This is a genomic window from Vreelandella vilamensis (genome assembly GCF_031451755.1).
GTDB classification, from domain to species: Bacteria; Pseudomonadota; Gammaproteobacteria; order Pseudomonadales; family Halomonadaceae; genus Vreelandella; species Vreelandella vilamensis.
In genome coordinates this window covers 89,321-95,756 of the sequence record NZ_JARWAN010000015.1, presented here as the reverse complement: position 1 = coordinate 95,756, position 6,436 = coordinate 89,321, and the positions used below count along the sequence as shown (strand labels likewise).

At 55.5% G+C, this 6,436-nt stretch carries 4 protein-coding genes; 3 read left to right on the top strand and 1 reads right to left on the bottom strand.

Annotated elements, in window-relative coordinates; all coding sequences use genetic code 11:
- Positions 1-203 precede the first annotated feature (203 nt).
- The 3 genes from QC823_RS10455 (at position 204) to QC823_RS10445 (ending at position 5,302) form a co-directional block, all read left to right on the top strand.
- Entirely contained in the window at positions 204-1,964 is a 1,761-nt protein-coding gene (locus QC823_RS10455) for a bifunctional diguanylate cyclase/phosphodiesterase (protein ID WP_309656289.1), read from the top strand.
- Between the two features lie 229 nt (positions 1,965-2,193).
- Complete coding sequence (locus tag QC823_RS10450) at positions 2,194-3,528, top strand: sensor domain-containing diguanylate cyclase (RefSeq protein WP_309656288.1); 1,335 nt, start codon at positions 2,194-2,196, stop codon at positions 3,526-3,528.
- Between the two features lie 37 nt (positions 3,529-3,565).
- On the top strand, positions 3,566-5,302 hold the full coding sequence (locus QC823_RS10445) for a putative bifunctional diguanylate cyclase/phosphodiesterase (RefSeq protein ID WP_309656287.1): 1,737 nt from the start codon (positions 3,566-3,568) through the stop codon (positions 5,300-5,302).
- A gap of 130 nt (positions 5,303-5,432) precedes the next feature.
- On the opposite strand, the gene QC823_RS10440 is transcribed toward QC823_RS10445, so the two are convergent.
- Positions 5,433-6,335 carry a putative metalloprotease CJM1_0395 family protein gene (locus tag QC823_RS10440; protein ID WP_309656286.1) on the bottom strand — a complete coding sequence of 301 codons (903 nt, stop codon included), beginning with the start codon at positions 6,333-6,335 and terminating at the stop codon, positions 5,433-5,435.
- Positions 6,336-6,436: the final 101 nt, after the last annotated feature.

The following is a 6,436-nucleotide window of genomic DNA, read 5'->3' as shown; positions in this document are numbered from 1 at the left end:
ATACGTCGTTCGATAGCCTCAACGCGCCCACCATGCAGACGTAAAGCGCTAAATAATGGCCCTACCACTGCCGCGATGAATGAGGCGGGTTCATAAGGGGTGCGTCGCGGTTATTGCGGTTACGTTTTCTCAATATTGTCACGTGGCTGTCACCCTCATAACGCACGCTATGCGTTGGAGTTTGACGGAAGGTGACGACAGGTATGACCGCTCAGGAAGCACAGTGGCTAACACGCATCATCGCCGATGAGGCGCTCGATGTCCTTTTTCAGCCCATCGTGGATACCAGCCAACAAGCGATTTACGGCTACGAGGCGCTGGTGCGTGGCCCGGTGGCATCGCCGCTGCATTCACCGCTACGGCTCTTTGAGGTGGCTACTCAAGCCGGCAAGCTGGTGGAGCTGGATATTCTTTGCCGCCGATTGGCGATTCAGCGCTTTGCGGCGCTAGACTTGCCCGGCTTTCTTTTTCTCAACGTGATGCCGCTGACCATTGTCGAACGCGATTTCCGCGAGGGGCTAACGCTCGGCTTTATTAACGAGGCTGGCATTCCCGCGGAAAGAGTCGTGATCGAGCTCACCGAGCACGTACCAATCCATGACTACGCGCTGATGCGCCAAGCGGTGGATCATTACCGTGACATGGGGTTTCGCGTCGCCTTGGACGATCTGGGGGCGGGCCATTCCAGCCTGCGCCACTGGTCGGAGCTGCGGCCCGATTTCGTTAAGCTGGATCGTCATTTTATTTCCGGGGTCGACCAAGAGCCCGCCAAGCGCGAGTTCCTGCGTTCGATTATTGGGGTCGCGCGTAGTCTCGATTGCAAGCTGATTGCCGAAGGCGTTGAAACGGCCGCCGAGCATTTATGCCTGTGGGAACTCGACCGGGGTCTCTCATTGCTGCAGGGTTTTTACTTCTCCCGCCCCCAAAGCGAGCCGCCGATTAAGCTTTCGATGCCGCTGCCGGGTACCGCGCCGCTTCAGGCCATCGCCGGGCGCAATGCGCGCACGATTTGTCGGCAGGTGGCCGAGGTAGCCCCTGAGTGTTTGGTCCCCAACCTTGCCGAGCGTTTCCGCTGTCACCCAGAGCTTCGCTGTGTGGCCATAGTCAAAGACGGTAAACCGCTCGCGGTCGTTCGGCGCAGTCGCTTTTTAGCGCTCTTTACCAACCCCTTTAGCCACGCGTTGTACGCCAAAACCCGCGCGCTGGAGGTGGCCGATAAACGCATGCTAGTGGCCGAAGCAGAGATGCCGCTGGAAGTGCTGAGTCAGCGGCTAACCGATAGCCATGAGATTGAGCAGGAAGATTTTGTAGTGACGCAAAACGGCGGCTATTTAGGGATGGGGAATATCGTCGATCTGCTGCGCGAAATTACCGCCATTCAGGTCCGCCAAGCGCGTCACGCCAATCCACTGACTGGGCTTCCCGGCAATATTTTGATCAACGACACCTTGAACGATTACCTCAGTTCAGGTGAGGGTTTTGCCGCGGCTTACGTGGACCTGGATAACTTTAAAGCCTTTAACGATGTTTATGGCTATGCACGCGGGGATCACGTGATTATTTCCGTGGCGCGGCTGCTGCAAGCCCAAGTAGAGAGCGTCGGTGGTTTTATCGGCCACATCGGCGGCGATGATTTTATGCTGCTGTTACCGCTTGCCCATTGGGAGAAAACCACGCGTCAGATTTTGGCGCACATCGACGCTATTGCGCCGGGCTTTTACGAAGCGGCGGATCGCGAGCGGGGCGGCATCAAGATTGAAAATCGCCAAGGGGCCGTGAGCTTTTTCCCTTTTTTCAGCGTCTCGGTGGCGGTCAAACCGGTAGCCGCCGGCGCTGGCTTAAAAGCGTTGGATATCGCCAGCGACTTGTCGGAATTAAAGCACCAGGCAAAGAAAATCGCCGGTAACAGTCTGTTTGTTGAGCGTCGCGACAACTTTGCCGCGCTTCGGCTCGCCACGTCGTAACGTTGTCTTTTGCCGTCGTAAATGAGTAGGTTAGGGCGCCAGGTGGCGCCCTTTTATTTTGTCTTTGCGCTCGGTAAGCGATAATGCGCTTTTGACTTGCATCAATCTTTTTTGTTGCAAACGTCGCAAAAACGTCTTAGTTGCCTCTTTTCTTATGCGGGGTCCGCTATGATTCTCTTTTAGACGCTGCAAAACGGGGCTAAGGCTGACGAGTTTCAGGAGTAACGCAATGAGTACCCCTTCTCAGCACGATAATAATGCCAATGACATGACCAACAAAAAAGCCACAGATGACTTGATGAGCCTGCGCTTTGAGCAGTTTTATATTGCCGTTGAACAGAGTCCTGTGGCAACGGCCATTACCAATGCGGATGGCTGCATTGAGTTCGTCAACCAGCGATTTTTGGAGATTACCGGCTATTCCCGCGATGAACTGCGGGGTAAAACACCGGCGCTGATTCAATCCGGCATGACGCCGAATCGTGTGTACGATGATATGTGGTCAACGCTTCACGCCGGTAACGTCTGGAAGGGAGAGATTTTAAACCGGCGCAAAAACGGCGAGCTTTACTGGGAGGCACAAACCATCACGCCGGTGAAAAGCGCCGAGGGCGAGATTCTGAATTTTGTCGCCGTGAAAGAGGATATTACCCTCCGTCGTCAGCAAGAAAATGAACTGCGTTTAATGGCGACTGCCTTTGAAACCGGGCAAGCCACGGTGATTACCAATGCCGATATGGTGATTGAGCGCGTGAATCAGGCGTTTACCGATATTACGGGTTATGAAAGCCACGAAGTGATCGGAAAAACGCCGAAACTCTTTAAATCCGGACGTCACGATAAAGCGTTTTATCGACGGATGTGGCAAGCGCTTCACGAAACCGGCCACTGGCAGGGCGAAATATGGAACCGTAATAAATGGGGCGATATTTACCCGCTCTGGCAGTCGATTACCGCCGTGACGGATGCCGATGGGGAGGTGCGCCATTTTGTGTCGGTCTTCCACGATATTGCCGAGCGTAAACGTATTGAACACGAGCTTGAGGACCAAGCGACGCGTGACCACTTGACCGGTGCGTATAACCGTCGTGCCTTTGATTCCGCGTTAAGCCAGTGCGTAAGCGATGCCATGCATGCTCACCAGCCGTTTGTGCTACTGATGTTTGATATTGATCACTTCAAGCGTGTGAACGACACCTACGGTCACGACATCGGCGATGAGATTCTGCGCCAGTTAGCAGTGTGCATAAAAGGTTGTTTGCGCGACAGCGATATTATGGCGCGCTGGGGCGGCGAGGAGTTTGCTATTTTGCTGCGCAATACGCACCAACCGGGCGGTGAAACCTTTGCCGAGCGGATTTGCCAGCGGGTACGCAGCCGTTTGTTTTCGGGACACGGCATCACGATCAGCATTGGTGTAGGGGAATATCATCTTGGTGAAACCCAAGACATGTTGATAAGTCGCGTCGACCAAGCGCTCTATGCTGCCAAGCATCAAGGTCGCGATACCGTGGTGGCGTGTGAGCAGGAAGAAGCCGACAACGTAGAAGCAAGTGCATGGTGATCGGCGTATTTCACCCACAGCTCAGGAGCCGACAAGGATGTGCCAATTGATACCGCAGAATTACCAGACTGCGACGCCATCGGCGGAGGCTGAAGACCTGACGGAGGCGGTATTTCGCCAAGCTAACGAGGCGATTATTATCACCGACGCCGAAAATCGGGTCTTGCACATCAATCCCGCTTTTCGCGAGCTGACCGGCTTTACTCTAGAAGACGTACTGGGTAAAACGCCGGAAGCCTTTAGCATTCTGCCGCTTGATGACACCCAAACCACCCGGTTTATGCGCGAAGAGCTAAGGCTACGCGATCGCAGTAAAAGCCAAGTGAGTTATCAAAGCCACGATGGCCAATTCTATCCAGGCATGATGTCGATTAACCGTGTGCGCGACCTGCACGGTGAGGTAAATCACCACGTGATTGTGCTGGCGGATCTTTCCGCGATTCCCTCCCACGCGCGCCACTTAAGCCGTGAAGTGTATTTTGATGCGCTGACGGGGCTGCCTAATCTGCATCTTTTGACTCAGCTGATTCAAGAGTCCATGGCGCATGCTGATAAAAGCCAAACCCCGCTGGCGGTATGTTCTCTGGATATCGATTTTTTCAAAAAAGTGAACGACCAACTGAGCCCACAAGTGGGCGACGTGTTGCTATCAACATTTTCTCAGCGGATTAGCCATCTGCTGTTTGGCGATGATGTGCTCGCGCGCGTGGGTGGGGATGAGTTTGTTTTGCTGTTGCATTACGGGGTGGATGAGGCGTTTTTCGACAAGCTGTTGGCCTCTATTCGCAAGCCGCTAATGATCGAAGGGCAAAGCGTACGTTTAACCGCAAGCCTTGGGGTGACGCTTTACCCACAGGATGCCGTGCAGGGCGATGTGTTGCTGCGCCATGCCAACCAAGCAATGTACCGTGCCAAGCAGCGCGGCCGCGATACCTTCCACATTTTCGACCCAGATCACGACCGCTTGCTGCAAGTGCGCCACGAGCAGCGCCAGCGCTTTATTGTCGCACTGAAAAATGATGAGTTGCGCTTACACTATCAACCGCAGGTGGATATGCGCAGCGGCGAGGTGGTGGGGGTTGAGGCGCTGGTTCGCTGGCAGCATCCCGAGCATGGGCTGCTTCCCCCGGCGGAGTTTTTGCCGGTGATTGACGCGACCTCGTTGGAAGTCGACTTAGGCGAGTGGGTATTAGAAACGGCGATGCGCCAGCTAAGCCTGTGGTCGCAAAACGGGATCAAACTACCGATTAACGTCAATATTAGCCCGACCCATTTGCTGGTCAGCGGTTTTAGCCAGCGCTTAGCCGCGCTGTTAGCGCGCCACCCCGATGTGCCGCCGAGGATGTTAAAACTGGAAGTGCTTGAGAGTGCGGCGATGCACGATATTCAGTCAGCACTGGAGACCATGGCGGCGTGTCAGCGTCTTGGCGTTAATTTTGCCATCGATGATTTTGGCACCGGTTTTTCATCGCTGACGCATCTGCGCCAGTTACCGGTGAACTTGATCAAGATCGATAAGAGTTTTGTGCGCGATATGCTAAGCGATCAAGACGACATGGCCATTGTGGAAAGTGTTATTTACATGGCCAACCGTTTTAAGCACCCCATGCTGGCAGAGGGAGTGGAGACGCTTGCCCATGCCAAAGCCTTGCTCGCGCTGGGCTGCGAGCTGGCACAAGGCTACGGCATCGCCAAACCCATGCCAGCGGAAGCATTGCCTATGTGGCTATCCGATTGGCCCACGCGTGAGGACTGGAGTGCACTGACGCATTAGCGCGAGGCGAAAGAGGGCGTAAAAAAACGGGGTGTGGCCCACTGTGCCACACCCCGTTTTCGTGCTTCGCTGTGTTTGTCAGTACGTGCTGAGTTAATAGATGCTTAGTCAGTGCGTCAGCAGTACAAGGCTAGGCAGCGTGAGCGGCTGGGTCAGGGTTCGCCGTCGGGTCAACGGCGTTAGGCGGCTGAGCCACCGACGCGGCCGCTAAACTGCCTCGTGCCGACGCGGCACTTGCCGGGTCTGGCGCCATCATCGCGATAGCACCGGCGTTTTCATTGGTAGAAGGAGCACTGTCAGCCTGAGCAGTCGCTCCGGCAGCGTCAACGCTTTCATCGCGGTTTGATTCGGCGCCGGCGCGGGCGGTATTCATTTCACTTTGCTGCATGGCCGCTTCTAGCTTGGCTTCCAGCATGTACTGGCGTGCTTGAGACGCCACTTGACGGTCCTTCGATGAGGGCTCAGCAGGCGCCATTGCGGCGGAAATGACCGTCTGCATTTTATCGATAGTGGCTTGCGGGTCGCCGGGTACCGGGCCGTAATCAATCGGAACTTCGCCGGCGACGGCATAGCGCTCGCCATCCGGGCCGGCTTCATATTCATAGCTGGCACTACCGGTGTAAGGCCCTCCCGCCACTTCGTGAGCGCGTTCGTGCTGACGAACTTCTTGGTCGGTGCGCTTGAGCTGATCAAGCTGGCGAATTTCCTGGTCGTCCAATGGCGTGCCGTCGGGGCGCGTTGGGCCAGGGCTAACCGCGGATTCGCTTTTTTCCTCTTCGCGGCGTGGTTCGCCGGGCGCTTCCTGACTGCCATCAGCGGCGCGCTCTGTTGAGCGGCGGCTATTAGCACTTTCTTCCGTGGCGGTCGCGCTTTGGCTCGCCTCGCGATACGCCGTACTGCCTGGCGGCATCGCGCGTTGATCGGCCTGCGATAGCGTCATTTCTCCCGCACGCGCCGTGGCATTGGTGCGCGCATTTTCGGTTGCGGTAACCGACCAGTAGGTCGATGGTGTGCTAACGGGTGAAATTTGCATAAGCCTTACCGGGATACGAAGCGATAGGATAAAATTAAGTATCGACGACCCACGCGAAGACTGCAAGATTTAAACTAGGTGAGTAAACACAGGGCCATTTC

Bases quoted from the DNA above. Each gene is read 5' to 3' on its own strand.
- QC823_RS10455 (WP_309656289.1), top strand. From the start codon at position 204: ATGACCGCTCAGGAAGCACAGTGGCTAACACGCATCATCGCCGATGAG.
- QC823_RS10450 (WP_309656288.1), top strand. From the start codon at position 2,194: ATGAGTACCCCTTCTCAGCACGATAATAATGCCAATGACATGACCAAC.
- QC823_RS10445 (WP_309656287.1), top strand. From the start codon at position 3,566: ATGTGCCAATTGATACCGCAGAATTACCAGACTGCGACGCCATCGGCG.
- QC823_RS10440 (WP_309656286.1), bottom strand. From the start codon at position 6,335: ATGCAAATTTCACCCGTTAGCACACCATCGACCTACTGGTCGGTTACC.